General features: G+C 67.6%; 14 protein-coding genes. 10 read left to right on the top strand and 4 right to left on the bottom strand.

The features are described 5' to 3' along the window. Positions 1 to 118: 118 nt before the first annotated feature. A complete protein-coding gene (locus tag ASG62_RS00510; RefSeq protein ID WP_056694768.1) occupies positions 119 to 1,285 on the bottom strand; it encodes a Gfo/Idh/MocA family protein in 1,167 nt (388 codons plus the stop codon). A 231-nt stretch (positions 1,286 to 1,516) separates the two neighbouring features. On the opposite strand from ASG62_RS00510, the gene ASG62_RS00505 reads away from it, so the two are divergent. Further along, a complete protein-coding gene (locus ASG62_RS00505; protein ID WP_056694771.1) occupies positions 1,517 to 2,695 on the top strand; it encodes an alpha/beta hydrolase in 1,179 nt (392 codons plus the stop codon). Between the two features lie 77 nt (positions 2,696 to 2,772). Here ASG62_RS00505 and ASG62_RS00500 read toward each other — a convergent pair whose 3' ends face one another. Together ASG62_RS00500 and ASG62_RS00495 are read right to left on the bottom strand one after the other, a co-directional pair. Then, positions 2,773 to 3,096, bottom strand: coding sequence for a helix-turn-helix domain-containing protein (locus ASG62_RS00500; RefSeq protein WP_056694773.1), 324 nt, complete (start codon positions 3,094 to 3,096; stop codon positions 2,773 to 2,775). Beyond that, positions 3,068 to 3,460 carry a type II toxin-antitoxin system RelE/ParE family toxin gene (locus ASG62_RS00495; protein ID WP_200944685.1) on the bottom strand — a complete coding sequence of 131 codons (393 nt, stop codon included), beginning with the start codon at positions 3,458 to 3,460 and terminating at the stop codon, positions 3,068 to 3,070. Before ASG62_RS00495 ends, ASG62_RS00500 begins: the two co-directional genes overlap by 29 nt. 173 nt (positions 3,461 to 3,633) lie before the next feature. On the opposite strand from ASG62_RS00495, the gene ASG62_RS00490 reads away from it, so the two are divergent. From ASG62_RS00490 to ASG62_RS00455, 8 genes are all read left to right on the top strand, one after another. After that, on the top strand, positions 3,634 to 4,029 hold the full coding sequence (locus tag ASG62_RS00490) for an acyl-CoA thioesterase (RefSeq protein ID WP_056694775.1): 396 nt from the start codon (positions 3,634 to 3,636) through the stop codon (positions 4,027 to 4,029). Continuing rightward, positions 4,022 to 4,969, top strand: a complete 948-nt coding sequence (locus ASG62_RS00485) for a helix-turn-helix domain-containing protein (protein WP_082537204.1) — start codon at positions 4,022 to 4,024, stop codon at positions 4,967 to 4,969. The genes ASG62_RS00490 and ASG62_RS00485 overlap by 8 nt, the downstream gene beginning before the upstream one ends. Before the next feature lie 78 nt (positions 4,970 to 5,047). Beyond that, positions 5,048 to 6,121: an NAD(P)-dependent alcohol dehydrogenase gene (locus ASG62_RS00480; protein ID WP_056694778.1), complete on the top strand. Its 1,074-nt coding sequence runs from the start codon at positions 5,048 to 5,050 to the stop codon at positions 6,119 to 6,121. A gap of 115 nt (positions 6,122 to 6,236) precedes the next feature. Beyond that, complete coding sequence (locus ASG62_RS00475) at positions 6,237 to 6,962, top strand: SDR family oxidoreductase (protein ID WP_056694780.1); 726 nt, start codon at positions 6,237 to 6,239, stop codon at positions 6,960 to 6,962. Then, on the top strand, positions 6,952 to 8,472 hold the full coding sequence (locus ASG62_RS00470; protein ID WP_056694782.1) for a sugar ABC transporter ATP-binding protein: 1,521 nt from the start codon (positions 6,952 to 6,954) through the stop codon (positions 8,470 to 8,472). The genes ASG62_RS00475 and ASG62_RS00470 overlap by 11 nt, the downstream gene beginning before the upstream one ends. After that, the gene (locus ASG62_RS00465; protein WP_056694785.1) at positions 8,469 to 9,422 is read left to right on the top strand and encodes an ABC transporter permease; all 954 of its coding nucleotides are present in this window, start codon (positions 8,469 to 8,471) and stop codon (positions 9,420 to 9,422) included. Before ASG62_RS00470 ends, ASG62_RS00465 begins: the two co-directional genes overlap by 4 nt. A gap of 14 nt (positions 9,423 to 9,436) precedes the next feature. Further along, positions 9,437 to 10,381, top strand: coding sequence for an ABC transporter permease (locus ASG62_RS00460; protein WP_056694787.1), 945 nt, complete (start codon positions 9,437 to 9,439; stop codon positions 10,379 to 10,381). Between the two features lie 65 nt (positions 10,382 to 10,446). Then, positions 10,447 to 11,550, top strand: coding sequence for a substrate-binding domain-containing protein (locus tag ASG62_RS00455; protein WP_056694789.1), 1,104 nt, complete (start codon positions 10,447 to 10,449; stop codon positions 11,548 to 11,550). A 54-nt stretch (positions 11,551 to 11,604) separates the two neighbouring features. On the opposite strand, the gene ASG62_RS00450 is transcribed toward ASG62_RS00455, so the two are convergent. After that, entirely contained in the window at positions 11,605 to 13,506 is a 1,902-nt protein-coding gene (locus ASG62_RS00450) for a putative bifunctional diguanylate cyclase/phosphodiesterase (RefSeq protein ID WP_162246014.1), read from the bottom strand. Between the two features lie 345 nt (positions 13,507 to 13,851). On the opposite strand from ASG62_RS00450, the gene ASG62_RS00445 reads away from it, so the two are divergent. Next, complete coding sequence (locus tag ASG62_RS00445; RefSeq protein WP_056694791.1) at positions 13,852 to 14,304, top strand: (2Fe-2S)-binding protein; 453 nt, start codon at positions 13,852 to 13,854, stop codon at positions 14,302 to 14,304. The last annotated feature ends 16 nt before the right edge of the window (positions 14,305 to 14,320 follow it).

Below are 14,320 nucleotides of genomic sequence, written 5' to 3'. Positions count from 1 at the left end.
CCTGGACGAGCGGCGTTCGGGTGTCAACCGGGACGGGAGGCCGAGACGAGCCGATCTCCACCGACGGGGCCGATCTCCGCCGAAGGGGAAGAGACCGGCCCTGATGTATTGGGTCCTCTCAGATGGCCGTCCACACGCCGCCGGCCTTGGAGGAACGGATGGAGGCTTCGATGAAGGACAGGCCGCGCAGGCCGTCGGCGAGCGTCGGGTAGATCACGTCCGGAGGTGGGGCCATTCCGGCTTGCGCGGCCGCGATCGCATCGGCGATCTCGGTGTAGAGATTGGCGAAGCCTTCGAGATAGCCCTCGGGGTGGCCGGCCGGGATGCGCGAGACCCGCTTGTTCGCCGCGTTGGCGCCGGGGCCGTTGCGCGTGACGATCTCCTGGTTGCCGCCGAGGGGGGAGAAGATCATGCGGTTCGGATCGGCCTGCACCCATTCGATCGCCGCCTTCTCGCCGTAGACGCGGATCTTCAGGCCGTTCTCGTGGCCCGGCGCGACCTGGCTCGCCCAGAGAAAACCCTTCGCGCCACCGTCGAAGCGCAGAAGGATCTGGATGTCGTCGTCGAGCCGGCGCCCTTCCACGAAGGTCGTCATCTCGGCGCAGACCTCGCGGACCGTTCCGGCGGTCACGAATTCGGCGAGGTTGAAGGCGTGGGTTCCGATATCCCCGATGCAGCCGCCAGCGCCTGAGCGCGCGGGATCGGCGCGCCATTCGGCCTGCTTGTGGCCGGTCTCCTCGATCTTCTCGGCCAGCCAGTCCTGAGGATATTCCACCTGGACGATGCGGATGCGGCCGAGTTCTCCCGCCTCGACCATGGCGCGCGCCTGCCGCACCAGGGGATAGCCCGTGTAGTTGTGCGTCAGCGCGAAGACGCCGCCCGAACGGGCGAGGACCTCCTCCAGGGAGCGGCCCTCCTCCAGCGAGGTCGCCAGCGGCTTGTCGCAGATGACGTGGATGCCGGCCTCCAGAAAGGCCTTGGCGGCGGGGATGTGGACATGGTTCGGGGTGACGATCGCAACCGCCTCGATCCCGTCCGCGCGGGCCGCCTCGGCCGTCGCCATGGTCTGGAAGTCCGGGTACGAGCGTTCGGGATCGAGACCGATCGCGGCGGCCGAGCGCGCGGCGCGCTCCGGCGTGGAGGACAGGGCGCCGGCGACGAGCTCGTAGCGGTCGTCGATGCGCGAGGCGATGCGGTGGACGGCGCCGATGAAGGCATCCTGCCCGCCGCCGACCATGCCGAGACGGATGCGCCTGCTACGGCCGGTGGTCTTTCCTTCGATCATGCCCGTTTCCTCCTCCGGGGTCTGTCTGCGAGGCGGACCATAGTCGGATTTCGCGCCCGTTCCAGAGGGCGCCCGGCGCGGAACGCCGATGCCGTCTTCAAGGCACGGTCCCGCGAAAGCGTGATGGCGGACCACTTGGAAAAGCCGTGAGCCGTCTTGTGCGCGTGCCAATTCGGGGGCATCGCTCCGGCGCGACCTCTCCGCAGGGCGGAGCCGAACGGGATCGGACCGATGACGACCTTCGCTGCCTGCGGCTGCCGCCTCGCCTTGACGGCGAGCCTCCTCTTCGCCCTGGCGCTCTCCTTGGCCGGCTGCGGGACGCGGCCGGGCTCGATCGCGCTCGTGCCGGTCGAGGCGAGCGTTCCCGGCGCCAAGCTCGTGACGGTCTATGTGGCGACCGACCGCGAGCGGCTCGGGCCGTCCGACGGAAAGCCGGATGCCGGTTTCGGCAGCGGCCGAGCGCGGGATCTCGCCTATGCCGAGTTCACGATCTCCATCCCGCCGGGCCACGAGTCCGGCCGGGTCGAATGGTTCGAGCGACAGCCCGGTCCCGACAAGAGCTTCGCCACGGTGCGGCGCCGTCCTTTGACCGAGGCCGAGTTCCGCAACGGGCTCGCGACGCGCGTGGCGAAGGCTTCGCCCGCTTCGGTCGAGGGCAAGCCGGGCGAGGTCGCCGTCTTCGTGCACGGCTACAATTACAGCCTGCAGGAAGGGCTCTTCCGGCTCGCGCAGCTGACCTCCGATTCCGGCGGGGGCACGGTTCCGGTCCTCTTCTCCTGGCCCTCGGAGGCGGCCGTGACCGGCTACGTCGCCGACCGCGACGCCGTCACCTTCTCGCGCGACCATCTCGTCAAGCTGCTTTCAACCGTCCACGAGGTGCCGGGCGTTCGCAAGACGACCCTCATCGGCCACAGCATGGGCGGCTGGCTGGTCGTGGAGTCCCTCCGCCAGCTTCGCCTCCTGAAGCACGACCCAGTCCTTGCCGGGCTCGACGTGGTCCTGGCCGCGCCCGACATCGACGTCGACGTCTTCCGCACGCAGATGGAGACGCTCGGGTCGATGAAGCGCCCCCTGATGATCCTCGTCTCGCAGGACGACCGGGCGCTGGCCGTCTCCAGCCGCGTCGCCGGCGGGCGGCCGCGCATCGGCGCGATCGACGTGCAGGACCCCCGATCGCTGGAAATCGCGCGGCGCTTCGACCTGCGCATCGTCGACATTTCCACCTTGAGCGCAAGCGACCGGCTGAACCACGACCGCTTCGTCGCCTTCGCCAGCGTCTATGCCTCCACGGCCGATGTCGCGGGCGAGCCGAACGGCCTGCGCCAGGCGGGCGCCTACGTCTTCAACGCGGCGGGCGCCGCCATCGCGAGCCCCTTCACCCTCGTCGGCGGTGCGCTGGCAGGGCGTTGAAAGTCATCGAAGAGACCGGGGCGGTCGATCCGCTCGGTCCCGCAGAATGCTCTGCCGACCGTCCGAGGCTCTAGGCTCTAAGTCAGGATCTGCAACCCGTGCTTCTGCACGATGGACAGGAGTTTCAGCGCTATGGCGCTCGGCTTCTTGGCGCCGGTCTCCCACTTCTCGATCGTGCTTTCGCTTGTGTTGAGATAGCGGGCGAAGACGGGCTGGCTGACATGGTTCGCTTCGCGAAGCTGTTTGATCTCGGCCGGCTCGATGGCTCGTGGAACGGACAGGCAGGACTCGTCGAAATGCCGCATCGTCGCCTTGTCGATCGTGCCGGCCCGGAACATGCCGGCAGCGCTGCTGTGGATCGCCTCGAAGGCGTCACTCTTGAACTTGGATTTCGTCGTCATGGCAGATCTCCGTCAGTTCGTTTGCCGCCAGCTCCTTGAGCAGCGACTCCTCCGTCTTGGCGGCGTAGATGTCGGCAAGGTCGCGAAAGGCGGCGAGTTCGTCCGCATCGATATTGTCCCTGTCCTTCTTGGCGAAAAGATAGGTGTAGAACCAGTTTCGCCCGCCCCGGGCGAGGATGATGCTGCGGTGCCGGTTCTTGTCGAGGCGCTTCTTGAAGACTCCTCCGCCGAGATCGTCGATCTGCCCCAGCATCGCCTGGGCCACCGCTTCGCAAAGCTCCTCGTCCGCAATGCGCGCCTTCGCTGCGGCCTTGGAGAACCAGCGGGTCTTGAAAGCCCTCGTCGGCTTCGCGGAAGCGATCATCTTTGCAAGGTAGCTCTTGGTGCTACCTTATTCAACGGAGAAGCGTTTCGGGCCGTTCGCTTCGTCGAAGGCGTGAGGCCCGTCGGATTCTCGTTTTTCCCTCGTGTTCCGCCCTTGCGGCCGGCGGGCGTTTGCGGCCCTATCGGATGGGGTACACGAGAGGCGTTCTAAACATGGAAGATGTGTCCGCGATGGAGCACCGGCAGTTGTCCGCGCCGACGATTCGGACCATCGCCATGCCCGCCGACACCAATCCGGCCGGCGATATCTTCGGCGGGTGGCTGCTCGCGCAGATGGATTTCGCGGCGGGGGCCGCTGCGGCGCGGCGTGCGCGGGGGCGCTGCGCGACGGTGGCGATCGACGCGATGCAGTTCCTGAAGCCGGTGATCGTCGGCGACGAGGTCAGCCTCTATGCCGACGTCGTCTCGGTCGGCCGGACCTCGATGAAGATTTCGGTCGAGGCCTGGCGCCGCTCGCGCGAGAGCGAGGAGACCGAGCAGGTGACGCGGGGCCTCTTCACCTTCGTCGCCATCGATGCCCTTCGCAAACCCCGTGTGATCGATGGCTAGCGGGCCGCATCCGGCCGGCGAGGTCGTCATCTGCGGCCCCGGCGAGTCCTTTCGCTGGGCCGTCCACGACCATCCGCACCATCTGGCCAAGTGGCACCGCCATCCCGAATATGAGCTGCATCTGATCCAGGCGACGAGCGGGCAGATGATGATCGGCGACCATGTCGGCCCGTTCGAGCCGGGGAGCCTCGTCCTGACCGGGCCGAACCTGCCGCACAATTGGGTCAGCGCGATCGGGCCGGGGGAGCGGGTCTGCGACCGCGACATGCTCGTGCAGTTCGGCCAGGGTTTCGCGGACACGCTGTCCCAAGGCTTTGCGGAGCTGGCGGAGGTGGGCGCGCTGATCGCGGAGAGCGCCTTCGGGGTCGAGTTCATCGGCGAGACCGCTCGGCGCGGTGCCAGAAAACTTTGCGAAATCGGGCCGGCTGCGGGGCCGCGCCGGCTGATCCTCTTCCTCGACATGATGGCGGAGCTGTCGGCCGATCCGGCGGGGCGCCGGACGCTCTCGCGCGGGGCGCCGAGTCTCGGCCTTCACAGCGTCACCTCGCGGCGGCTGGAGCGGGTGATCGCCTTTCTCGGCGAGAACTACCAGCGCGATCTCGGCCTCGCGGAGGCAGCCGAGGTCTGCAACATGGAGGCGACCGCCTTCTCGCGCTTCTTCAAGCACCAGACGGGGCATAACTTCTCGTTCTACGTGAATCAGCTGCGGGTCCAGCATGCCTGCACGCTGCTCTCCGGCAGCGACCTGCCGATCACCAAGATCTGTTACGACGCGGGCTTCAACAACACGGCCAATTTCAATCGTCAGTTCTTCGCCGTGTGCCGCCAGACGCCCTCCGCCTATCGCCGCGACGCACACCAGATTCGCCGCAACGCACCATCGCCGGAGAGGGCTCCGGAAGACGCGTCATTGCCAAGAAAGTTTGCAAGCTCGTCCTAAAAGGCGTTTTCGATCGGGCCGTTCCCGGACTAGTCTCCCGCCCAAAGTGGGCTTCTAGAATGTCGGGGGGCGTCGGCGATGAGTGTTGCAGCCAAGCGCGATGCAGGTGACGAGACGAGGGCGCTGGTCCTGGAGGCGAAGGATCGGCTGAGCCTGCGCGAACTGCCCGTCGTGGAGCCGCTCGGGCCGCGTGACGTGCGGATCAGGGTCCATACGGTCGGCATCTGCGGCTCGGACGTGCACTATTACACCCATGGCGCCATCGGTCCCTTCGTCGTGAAGGAGCCGATGATCCTCGGGCACGAGGCCTCCGGCACGGTGACGGAGATCGGCGCCGAGGTGGAGACGCTCTCCGTCGGCGACCGCGTCTGCATGGAGCCGGGCGTGCCCGACCCGGCGAGCCGAGCGACCCGCCTCGGCCTCTACAATCTCGATCCGGCCGTGCGCTTCTGGGCGACCCCGCCGGTCCACGGCGTGCTGCGCTCCAGCGTCGTCCATCCGGAAGCCTTCACCTTCAAGCTGCCGGACACCGTGTCCTTCGCGGCGGGCGCGATGGTCGAGCCGCTGGCGGTCGGGGTTCATGCCGCGACCAAGGCGCGGGGCGCGCCGGGCCATCTGGCGGTCGTCATCGGCGCCGGGCCGATCGGCCTCGTCACCGTGCTCTCCGCCTTCGCCGCCGGCGCGTCGGAGGTGGTCGTCAGCGACGTCGACGATTCCAAGCTCGCCATCGCGGCCGGGCTCGGCAAGGTGACGACCGTCAACGTCGCCCGCGAGAACCTCGCGGAGGCGGTAAAGCGCATGAGCGCCGGCTGGGGCGCGGACGTGATCTACGAATGCGCGGGTTCGGACCGGGCGATCGCGGGCATTTTCGATGCGCTCTGCCCGGGCGGCGTCGTGGTGCTCGTCGGCCTGCCGCTGAAGCCGGTGGCCTACGACGTCTCGGCGGCCATGCTGAAGGAGGCCCGCGTCGAGCATGTCTTCCGCTACGCTCACGTCTTCCCGCGCTGCGTCGCCATGCTCGCATCGGGGGCGATCGACGTCTCGCCGCTGATCACCAAGACCTTCGCCTTCGAGGAGAGCGTCCGGGCCTTCGAACTCGCCGCGAGCGCGCCGAAGGGCGAGGTGAAGATGCAGATCGAGATGCCGTCGTGACGGATCGAGATGCCGTCGTGACGGATCGCGCTTTCGCGAGGATGCGCGACTGAAGGGAGGCGGCCGGGAGGGTCGCCGTTTCGATCGGACCCATGATGCCTTGGGAGGGGCGGGGATGGAATTTGCGGGGAAGACGGCGCTCGTGACGGGCGCCGGCAAGGGCATCGGGCGGAACGTCGCGCGGATGCTGGCGGAGCGGGGCGCGAGCGTCGTCGCGCTGTCGCGGTCGGACGACGATCTCGCCTCTCTCGGCGCGGAGATCGGCAGCCGCGGCATCGCGGTCGATCTGTCCGATGCGGGCGCCACGCGGCGGGCGGCCGAGGCGGCGCTGCCGGCGGAGCTTCTCGTCAACTGCGCGGGCATCAACATCCTCGAGCCCTTTCTGGAGATGAAGGACGAGTCCTTCGATCTCATCCAGGCCGTGAACCTGCGCGCCACCGCGATCGTCTCCCAGGTCGTCGCGCGCTCGCTGGTCGCCGCCAGGCGCCCCGGCGCGATCGTCAACGTCTCCTCGCTCTCCTCCTTCCTCGGCTTTCGCGACCACGCCGCCTATTGCGCCTCCAAGGGCGGCATGGACGGGCTGACCCGCGTGATGGCGACGGAGCTCGGGCCGCACGGCATCCGCGTCAACGCGGTCAATCCCGGCATCACGCTGACCGATCTCGCCCGCGTCGCCTGGGAGGCGCCGGAGAAAGGCGGCCCCATGCTGGCGCGCACGCCGCTCGGCCGCTTCTGCGAGACCGGCGACGTCGCAGAGGTCGTCTGCTTCCTTCTGTCGGAGAAGAGCGCCATGCTCCACGGTCTGGCGCTTCCGGTCGAAGGAGGCTTCCTTGTCAACTGAGCCTTCGCCGGGGGGCGGCCCGATCCTGGCGCTTCGCGGCCTGAACAAGTCCTTCGGCCCGGTTCACGTCCTTCGCGGGGTCGATTTCGATCTCCGCGCCGGCGAGGTCCATGCGCTGATGGGCGAGAACGGCGCGGGCAAGTCGACCATGATCCGCGTCATGTCCGGCGCGCACCAGCCGAACGAGGGCAGCGTCGAGCTGGACGGGCAGGCGATCCGCTTCTCCGGTCCCCGCGAGGCGCAAGGCCTCGGCATCGCGGTCGTGCATCAGGAGCTTCTGCTCTTCCCCGCCATGACGGTGGCCGAGAACGTCTTCCTCGGCCACCAGCCGCGCAAGGCGAGCGGCCTCCTCGACTGGGCCGCGATGCGCACGCGCGCCCGCGCCATCCTCGACCGGCTGGACTGCCCCGATCTCGACGTGGACGAGCCGGTCTCGCGCCTGTCCGTCGCCAACCGCCAGCGGGTGGAGATCGCCCGCGCCCTGTCGCGCAACGCCCGCGTCCTCATCATGGACGAGCCGACGGCCGCGCTCGCCGAGGCCGACGTGAAGCGGCTGCTCGACGTCGTGCGCTCGCTGCGGGCGGAGGGGGTGGGCATCGTCTATGTCAGCCACCGCATGAACGAGATCTTCGAGATTGCCGACCGCGTGACGGTCCTGCGCGACGGGCAGACGATCGGAACGCGTCCGACGCCCGAGGTCACGGAAGCCGCGCTCGTCTCGATGATGGTCGGGCGCGACATCGAGCAGCTCTTCCCCAAGGAGGACATTCCGCTCGGCGAGACCGTGCTGGAGGTGAAGGACCTCACCCATGCCGGCAAGGTGGAGGGCGTCTCCTTTTCGGTGCGGGCGGGCGAGATCCTCGGCATTGCCGGCCTCGTCGGGTCCGGCCGCACGGAACTGGCGCAGACGATCTTCGGCATCACGCCCGCGACGTCGGGCGAGATCCGCATCGACGGAGAGGCGGTGACGATCCGCTCCGTGCGCGAGGCCATCGCCAGGCGCATCGCCTACGTGCCGGAGGACCGCGCGCAGCACGGGCTCGTGCGGGCGCAGTCGATCCGCGAGAACGTCTCCATGGCGATCCTCGACCGGGTGAAGCGCGGCATCGTCGTCGACACCAAGCGGCAGGAGGTGCTCGCCGCCGACGCCATCAAGCGCTTCCAGATCCGCGCGCGGGGGCCGGGACAGGTCGTGGCGCAGCTCTCCGGCGGCAACCAGCAGAAGGTCGTGATCGCCAAATGGCTGGCGACCGACCCGCGCATCCTCATTCTCGACGAGCCGACGCGCGGCGTCGACGTCGGCGCCAAGACGGAAATCCACAAGCTCATGAACCAGCTCGCCCGGAGCGGAATCGCCATCGTGATGATCTCGTCCGAACTTCCCGAAGTGCTCGGCATGAGCGACCGCGTGCTCGTCATGAACGGCGGGCGCATGTCCGCCATCCTGACCCGTGCGGAGGCGACGTCCGACCGGGTCGGCGCGGCCATGATGCGGGGGCATGCGGCATGAAGGGCCCGACGCTCTCGCGCCGCTTTTCGGCGTCCGGCCAGGAGATCCTCCTCGTCCTGGCGCTGGTGGCGCTCTTCGCCGTCGTCGGCTGGATCAATCCGCGCTTCGTCTCGACGAACAACCTCACCACGATCTTCGTCGGCAACGCCTATATCGCGGTCGCCGCGATCGGCATGTCGATGGTCATCATCTCCGGCCATATCGACGTCTCGGTCGGCGCGCTGATCGGCGTTCTCGCCACTCTGTCCGGCCTGCTCGTCACCAACGGCTATCCCGTCTGGCTCGCCTGGCTCCTGCCGATTCTCGCCGGCGGCCTCGTCAATGCCGGGCTCGGGGCGCTGATCGCCTATCTCAAGGTGCCTTCGATCATCGCGACGCTCGCCATGCTCTCGATCCTGCGGGGCGGGCTCATCACCTTCACCGGCGGCGCCTGGATATCCGGCCTGCCGCCGGAGTTCCAGCTGGCGCAGTTCCGGCTTCTCGGCGTGCCCTCGCCGGTCTGGTTCATGGTGGGCATGACGATCGCGGCGGCCTTCTTCCTGCGCTCCACCGCCTTCGGCCGCTCGATCTACGCGGTCGGCGGAAACGGCGAGGCGGCGGAGGCCTCGGGCATTCCCTACAAGACGACGATCGTGAAGGTCTTCGCGATCCACGGCCTCATCGCCGGCGTCGCGGCCATTCTCTTCGCCACGCAGCTCCAGGTGATCCAGTCGACCGTGCCGAACGGGCTGGAGCTCATCATCATCACCGCCTCGGTCGTCGGCGGCGTGTCGATCCTCGGCGGCATCGGCACCGTCACCGGCTCGACGCTGGCCGCGATCCTCTTTGCCGCGATCGGCTCCTCGCTGATCTTCCTCAACGTCTCCGCCTACTGGCTGCGGGCCGTGCAGGGCATTCTCATCCTCGCAACCGTTCTCGCCGACATGGCGCGGCGCGGCCGGTCCGGCTGAAGGAGCGCGAACCCATGAGCCTTCGCATCCTTCTTCGCCACGAGGCGATCCTGACCCTCATCCTCGTCGTCGCTCTCGCCATCCTGGCGATGAACAACGAGCGCTTCTTCACCTCGGCGAACCTTCTCAACCAGGGCCGCCTGATGACGGAGGTCGGGCTGATCGCCGTGCCGATGACCTTCGTCATCATCACCGGCGGCATCGATCTCTCGGTCGGCTCGATCCTCGGCCTCTGCGCGATCCTCGTCGGCGTCTTCTGGAAGACGCTCGGCCTGCCCCTGCCGGTCGCCATGGGCCTCTCGGTCGTCGTCGGCACGATCTGCGGCGTGGTCAACGGGATCATCGTCACGCGCTTTCGCGTGCCGCCGCTGATCGCGACGCTGGCGACGCTGGCGCTCTATCGCGGCTTGGCCGAAGGGATCAGCCAGGCGCAGTCGATCCGCGGCTATCCCAAATGGTTCTTCACGCTCGGCCAGGGCAATGTTCTCGGCCTGCCGACGCAGCTCTGGCTGCTGGCGGGCGTCGCGGCCATCGGCTTCTTCGTCCTGCGCTACACGCCCTTCGGCCGCGCGGTCTACGCCATCGGCAACAACGAGGCGGGCGCGGCCTTTTCCGGCATCGACGTGACGCGCGTGAAGCTTCTCATCTACGCCGCCTCCGGTCTCGTCTCGGGTCTTGCCGCCGTCGTCTTCGTGTCGCGCGTCTCGACCACGCGCTCGGACATGGGCTCGGGCATCGAGCTCGACGTGATCACCGCCGTGGTGCTGGGGGGCACCTCGATCTTCGGCGGACGGGGGCTCGTCGTCGGCACGCTGGTCGGGCTCTGCCTCGTCCAGGTCCTGAAGAGCGGGCTCGCGTTGTCCGGCGTCAAGGGCGACGGCACGATCGTCATCATCGGGGTCGTGCTGATCGCGGCCGTCCTCATCTCGAACTTCCTCAGCCGATTCACCGACGACTGAGGGATGCAAGCGTCCCGGCGGGAGGCCGGCCGACGAAAACACGGACCTCTGGAGGAAACACCCCGATGCGCAAGCTCTTCGCCCTGCTCGTCTCGACGAGCCTACTTTCGGCCCCCGCCATGGCGCAGAGCGCCTGGACCGGCGGCGACGACCAGCCGGCCAACCCGCTCGCCTGCGACGCGAGCGTCACGCCCGTTCCCCCCGGCGAGTACAATGGCGGCGTGCCGACGGGCGCGCCCGACCGCAAGGGCAAGCCGCTGAAGGTGGTGGACGTGCCGAAGCTCGTCGGCGTCGGCTATTTCAACTCGACGGCGCAGGGCATCCAGGAAGCCGCCAAGGAGACGGGCTCGATGACCGTCACCACGGACGGCCCGACCAAGGCGAACATCGACGAACAGATCACCTTCATCGACAATTACATCACGTCGGGCGTCGACGGCATTCTCTTCGCCGCCAACGATCCCGTCGCCATCGCGCCGGTGCTGAAGCGGGCGCTGGAAGCGGGCATCAACGTCGTCGGCTACGACGCCGAGGCCGAGCCGGACGCGCGCCAGTGGTTCGTGAACCAGGCGCAGCCGAACGGCGTCGCCAAGGCGATGATCGACCAGCTCGCCTCCGAGATCGGCGAGGAGGGCTCCTTCGCCATCGTCACCTCGACCTTCACCACGCCGAACCAGGCGCGCTGGATCTCCGAGATGGCCGGCTATGCCGAGAAGTGCCATCCCAAGCTGAAGTTCCTGGAGACGGTCGAGGCCCAGGAGGACAACATCCTCTCCTTCAATCAGGCTCAGACGCTGATCAACAAGTATGGCGACGAGCTGAAGGGCATTCTCGGCATGACCTCCGTCGCGACGCCTGCGGCGGCCGAGGCCGTGCAGCAGGGCCAGCTCTGCGGCAAGGTCTCCGTCGTCGGCCTCGCGCTGCCGAACGCCATGAAGCCTTATGTCAACGGCGACTGCATCAAGTCGACCATCCTCTGGTCGACGGTGGATCTCGGCTATGCGGCGGGTCTTGCCCTTCGCGCGGTCGCGGACGGCACGCTGAAGCCCGGCGATACCAGCTTCAAGGCCGGCCGCCTCGGCGAGCTGCAGATCGTCAACCAGAGCCAGATCCTGCTCGGCGCGCCGAAGGTCTTCACCAAGGCCGACATCAACGACTTCGACTTCTGATCGAAGCACGAAGAGCGGGCGGGGCGGGGCGAAGGTCCCGTCCCGCTTCCTCGTTCAGCCGAGACGACGGGCCGGTGGCGTCGCCACGGCATCCAGCGCCGGGCGCTCGGCGAGCCAGGCCGTCAGCGCCTGAGGCGGCATCGGCTTTGCGAAGAGATAGCCCTGGAAGCAGTCGCAGCCGAGCGTGTTGAGAACCGCCAGCTGCTCGGCATCCTCGACCCCCTCCACGACGCATTCGAGATTCATCGAGGCGCAGAGCGCCAGGATCGAGGCGAGGATGCTGAAGCCCGTCGGATTCGCGCAGTCGCGAACGAAGCTGCGGTCGATCTTGATGCGGTCGATCGGCAGCCGGTGGAGATGGCTAAGGCTGGAATAGCCCGTGCCGAAATCGTCGAGCGCGACGCGCGCGCCCATGGCGCGGAACATCTGGATCGAGCGCCGCGCGACCTCGAAGTCGCGCATGACCGCCGTCTCCGTCAGCTCGAGCGTCAGTCTGGCCGGATCGATCGGTGCGTTGCGCACGAGCGCGACGATGGCCAGCGCCGTTCGCGGGCTGGTGACGTTGTGCGCGGAGAGATTGAAGGACAGATCGAGCGTTGCCGGCAGCTTTTCCAGCGCGCTCAGCGCCTTGCGCAGAAGGACGAGCGTCAGGTCGTGGATGAGGCCGGCGCGCTCGGCGATGACGATGAAGAGATCGGGCCGCACGTTGCCGAGCACCGGATGCGTCCAGCGGGCGAGCGCCTCGACGCCGATGACCCGCGCATCCGGGCCCCGGACGATCGGCTGGAGATGGACCTCCATCTCGGTTTCGAAATGGGCGGTGCGCAGCGCGGCCTCGATGGCGCGGTCCGACTGAATCCTGGTCTCGTGAGCCGCGCTGTAGAGCGTTGTCGTGCCCCGGCCGGCGCTCTTGGAATCGTAGAGCGCGTAGTCGGCATGGTCGAAGAGTTCGTGCGGCGTTGATCCGCCATCCGGGAAGACGGCGACGCCGCAGGAGCCGCCGATCGCGATGGTGAGCCCGTTGATCTGGAAGGGCTCCGACAGGCTGTCGCAGAAGCTTTGGCCGAGCGCCCGCGCGTCCTTTTCGGACAGTTCCACGAAGAACCCGAACTCGTCGCCGCCGAGACGCGACAGGACGACATCGGCCCCCGAGAGCGCGCCGAGACGCTGGCCGACCTGTTCCAGCAGCCGGTCGCCGACGACATGGCCGAACGTGTCGTTGACCGGTTTGAAGCGGTCGAGATCGAGAATGCCGATGGCGAGAGGGCTGCCCTTCAGCCGCGCCGCCTCGAGCCGCTCGGACAGTTCCAGGAAGAAGTAGCGCCGGTTCGGCAGGCCCGTCAGGGCATCCGTATGGGCCAGCCGTAGGTTCTCGCGGCCGAGCCGCTCGGTCTCGGAGCGCGACAGGATCAGCTGCGTGAAGCTGCGAAAGCTGTTCATCAGGATCCGGACCATGACCAGCGTCACGAGCAGGATGTTGAGGGCGATGGCCACGAAGACCGTGTTCTGCCCGACGCCGTAATAGAGGAGATAGGGAACCGTCACGATGACGGTGACGCTGAGCGCGGCCTGCGGCAACTTCATCAGGCAGAAGATGCAGCCGATGACGGTGATCGCGATGAAGATGGCGACATGGGCGTGCTCGTAGGCGTCGCCATAGGAGTTGAGCATCAGCGCCCAGCTGACGAAGGCGGCCGCGAGGGCGTCGGCGAGGAGGATCGTGCGCTGCAGGAGGATCTTCGCGCGCTCGGCGTCCGCGTTCCGATACTCCGCCGAAAACCACCAGGCGAACATTCGGTAGAGGCTGACCGAGATCAGCGCACCCGGGACGTAGATCGTCATCCAGTTCGGCGCGTAGCCGACATGGGTGTAGGCGACCGCCAGCGCGTTGACGCTGAGGAGGGCGTAGAGCATCGGGATCTGCCGTCGCAGTTCCTTGAACTGTGCGAGCAACATGTCTTGCGACGCATGACGCAGGGTCAGCCAAATAACCAGATTGCGAAACATCAGGCAGGTCCCATCGACATGCAGTGACGTTTAATTGCGAAGTGTGACGGTCCGGTTGAAGCGACTATGCAATTTTCTTCATTCCGGGTCGTTTCGGCCCGATCGTCATGCCGCCGATACACGAAGACTCGAAGTCCCTCCGATGCGGCCGACGATCCGCTCGGCACGGGATCGGGTGTTCCGGTCTTTGCCGCCGGCTGGAACGGTTTTTAGGTTGTCTTCCCGCTGGAGAGGGCATCTACCTTGGAGCGTTTCCATTCTCTTGCGCGGCCGTGGCCGCAGCCTGGAGGTCCCATGTTCGAGCTTTCCATCAATGGCGAACGTCACAGCGTCGACGTGCCGGAGGACATGCCGCTCCTCTGGGTCCTGCGAGACGTGGTTGGCATGACCGGCACCAAGTTCGGCTGCGGCGTCGCCCAGTGCGGCGCCTGCACCGTGCATGTCGACGGCGAGGCGGTGCGCTCCTGCGTGACACCGGTCTCCAGCGTCGGCACCTCGGCGGTGACGACGATCGAAGCGGTGGGAGACACCGAAGCCGGCGCCAAGATCCAGGCGGCCTGGCTGGAGCATCAGGTGGTCCAGTGCGGCTACTGCCAGAGCGGCCAGATCATGTCCGCCACCGCGCTGCTCGCCTCCAACCCCAAGCCCGACGACGCCGCGATCGACGAGGCGATGTCGGGCAATATCTGCCGCTGCGGGACCTACCCGCGCATCCGCGAGGCCATCAAGACGGCCGCTCAGGCCTGACGGGAAGGAAGACGCC

This window comes from Aureimonas sp. Leaf427 (assembly GCF_001425485.1).
Classification (GTDB): domain Bacteria; phylum Pseudomonadota; class Alphaproteobacteria; order Rhizobiales; family Rhizobiaceae; genus Plantimonas.
The sequence above is the reverse complement of the archived record's forward strand: the minus strand, read 5'-3'. Positions and strand labels throughout refer to the sequence as shown.

What these genes read in the sequence shown, in the direction of transcription:
- ASG62_RS00510 (WP_056694768.1), bottom strand. Translation starts at nt 1,285, where the DNA reads ATGATCGAAGGAAAGACCACCGGCCGTAGCAGGCGCATCCGTCTCGGC.
- ASG62_RS00505 (WP_056694771.1), top strand. Translation starts at nt 1,517, where the DNA reads ATGACGACCTTCGCTGCCTGCGGCTGCCGCCTCGCCTTGACGGCGAGC.
- ASG62_RS00500 (WP_056694773.1), bottom strand. Translation starts at nt 3,096, where the DNA reads ATGACGACGAAATCCAAGTTCAAGAGTGACGCCTTCGAGGCGATCCAC.
- ASG62_RS00495 (WP_200944685.1), bottom strand. Translation starts at nt 3,460, where the DNA reads ATGATCGCTTCCGCGAAGCCGACGAGGGCTTTCAAGACCCGCTGGTTC.
- ASG62_RS00490 (WP_056694775.1), top strand. Translation starts at nt 3,634, where the DNA reads ATGGAAGATGTGTCCGCGATGGAGCACCGGCAGTTGTCCGCGCCGACG.
- ASG62_RS00485 (WP_082537204.1), top strand. Translation starts at nt 4,022, where the DNA reads ATGGCTAGCGGGCCGCATCCGGCCGGCGAGGTCGTCATCTGCGGCCCC.
- ASG62_RS00480 (WP_056694778.1), top strand. Translation starts at nt 5,048, where the DNA reads ATGAGTGTTGCAGCCAAGCGCGATGCAGGTGACGAGACGAGGGCGCTG.
- ASG62_RS00475 (WP_056694780.1), top strand. Translation starts at nt 6,237, where the DNA reads ATGGAATTTGCGGGGAAGACGGCGCTCGTGACGGGCGCCGGCAAGGGC.
- ASG62_RS00465 (WP_056694785.1), top strand. Translation starts at nt 8,469, where the DNA reads ATGAAGGGCCCGACGCTCTCGCGCCGCTTTTCGGCGTCCGGCCAGGAG.
- ASG62_RS00460 (WP_056694787.1), top strand. Translation starts at nt 9,437, where the DNA reads ATGAGCCTTCGCATCCTTCTTCGCCACGAGGCGATCCTGACCCTCATC.
- ASG62_RS00455 (WP_056694789.1), top strand. Translation starts at nt 10,447, where the DNA reads ATGCGCAAGCTCTTCGCCCTGCTCGTCTCGACGAGCCTACTTTCGGCC.
- ASG62_RS00450 (WP_162246014.1), bottom strand. Translation starts at nt 13,506, where the DNA reads ATGTTGCTCGCACAGTTCAAGGAACTGCGACGGCAGATCCCGATGCTC.
- ASG62_RS00445 (WP_056694791.1), top strand. Translation starts at nt 13,852, where the DNA reads ATGTTCGAGCTTTCCATCAATGGCGAACGTCACAGCGTCGACGTGCCG.